Below are 1763 nucleotides of genomic sequence, written 5' to 3' on the forward strand. Positions count from 1 at the left end.
TAATTTTCCAAGAAATGACATGATTACTCCGCCTCCCCAGAAGCAGTCGAAGAATGCTCTGTGGTTGAGTGTGTAGAGGATGAAAGTCCAGAATGTTGTTCAGCGTCCATGTCTGTCATATGCTGCATATGTTGAGTGTGGTCCATACCTTCCATACCAGACATTGATTTCATGTTGCCCATGTCGTGCATGCCTTCCATACCATCCATGCTGCCCATTGATTTCATGTTCGAGTCTGGATGCATGTACTGCATAACAATGTAATTAAACATGCCTTTTTGCACTGACCCGTAATATTGCACAGGGTTGTTTTCACTTTTTTCAGCTAGCTGCTTATATTGCTCAACATCCAAGGTGTTACCTTGCTGCTTTACCTTAGCAATCCAGGCATCAAAATCGCCAGCTGTAGGTGTGGCAATAGCGTTAAACTTCATGCCTGCAAAACCAGCACCACTGTAGTTAGCTGAAATACCTTCAAAGGTACCCGGCTCATTAGCAATAAGGTGTAGCTTGGTTGCCATGCCTGCCATTGAGTATATTTGGCTGCCTAGTTGCGGAATGAAAAAGGAATTCATCGCCGTGTCTGAGGTAATTTTGAAGTTAACCGGCACGTTCGCAGGGAAGGCCAATTCGTTAACCGACGCAATGCCATATTCTGGATAGATAAATAACCACTTCCAGTCCAGCGACACGACTTCAACCGTTACTGGTTTAGCATCATGTTCAAGCGGTTTATAGGGGTCTAAATCATGAGTCGAATTCCAAGTGATAACACCCAAAATGATCACGATAATAATGGGAACAACCCACACCACAATTTCAATTGCAGTTGAGTGTGCCCATTTAGGCGCATAAATTTCTTCATCGCGGCCATCACGGTATTTCCACGCAAAGTACAGCGTCATAAAAATTACCGGAATAACCACAATCAGCATCAGTAGCGTCGCCACAATAATGAGGTTTTTCTCATCTATGCCGATTTGACCTTTGGGATCCAGTACGCCGCCTTCACAACCGGCAAGCATAAATGCTAATGCCGCCAGCATTGGTTTACTTAAATTTCGAATTAACAAAGGAAGATTCCTCTCACCTTAAAAGCTTACTACGCTGCCAATAGGATCGGCAGTTGCAGAATAATCATCGAACGCAAATAACCACACCAAAGGACTAATCCAAATCAACTATCAGTGATTTTGGCGTAGCGCTTAAGGCGATATCGATTTTGCGAATAATGTATTTAAATTAAAAACTTAAGCTTGTAGAGGCGGAGCGCGACAACCGTGTGCCGTGTATTCAAGGGATTTAGGGGTAACAGCAGATAAAGCACTTAGCGCGTAGCTAAGAGCAAGGAGATTACAAAAAGTAGAATTGAGATTGAATAAACGCCAGAATTGCTCGATCACCAATGGATTTAATATCAACAGGCCCAGTAAGCTAGCGCCCATAACTTCAGCTAATAAAGTGTCAACAACGGCAATAAACTCACTAATATCGACGACATGTCCCATCGACATCGATAATGAATCGGCTACAGGTTGCAGCAACAGTAACCCGAAACACAACGTTAAATGTGCTTTACTCAATTTGGAAAGCCTTGCGATGCTATTAAGCGGCTTAGCAAGGTATTGGCAAAGAGTGAATTTCAAGAAACGATTCCAAACGAGCTCAAAGGAGTGGGTAGTTGAATCAACAGATCCAGCTGGCAATTTTCATTGGCAGGAGAATAACAATAAGGGGCTGGTCATTGGAAGTGAATCACGGTA

2 protein-coding genes are annotated in these 1763 nt (G+C 43.2%); both read right to left on the reverse strand.

Going from position 1 to position 1763, the window contains the following annotated elements; genetic code table 11:
- Positions 1 to 23: 23 nt before the first annotated feature.
- The gene (gene cyoA, locus CXF78_RS16375; protein ID WP_102037374.1) at positions 24 to 1073 is read right to left on the reverse strand and encodes a ubiquinol oxidase subunit II; all 1050 of its coding nucleotides are present in this window, start codon (positions 1071 to 1073) and stop codon (positions 24 to 26) included.
- A gap of 177 nt (positions 1074 to 1250) precedes the next feature.
- A complete protein-coding gene (locus tag CXF78_RS16380; RefSeq protein ID WP_244262850.1) occupies positions 1251 to 1583 on the reverse strand; it encodes a hypothetical protein in 333 nt (110 codons plus the stop codon).
- Positions 1584 to 1763 lie beyond the last annotated feature (180 nt).

Source organism: Shewanella sp. 11B5 (assembly GCF_002836795.1).
Lineage (GTDB): Bacteria > Pseudomonadota > Gammaproteobacteria > Enterobacterales > Shewanellaceae > Shewanella > Shewanella frigidimarina.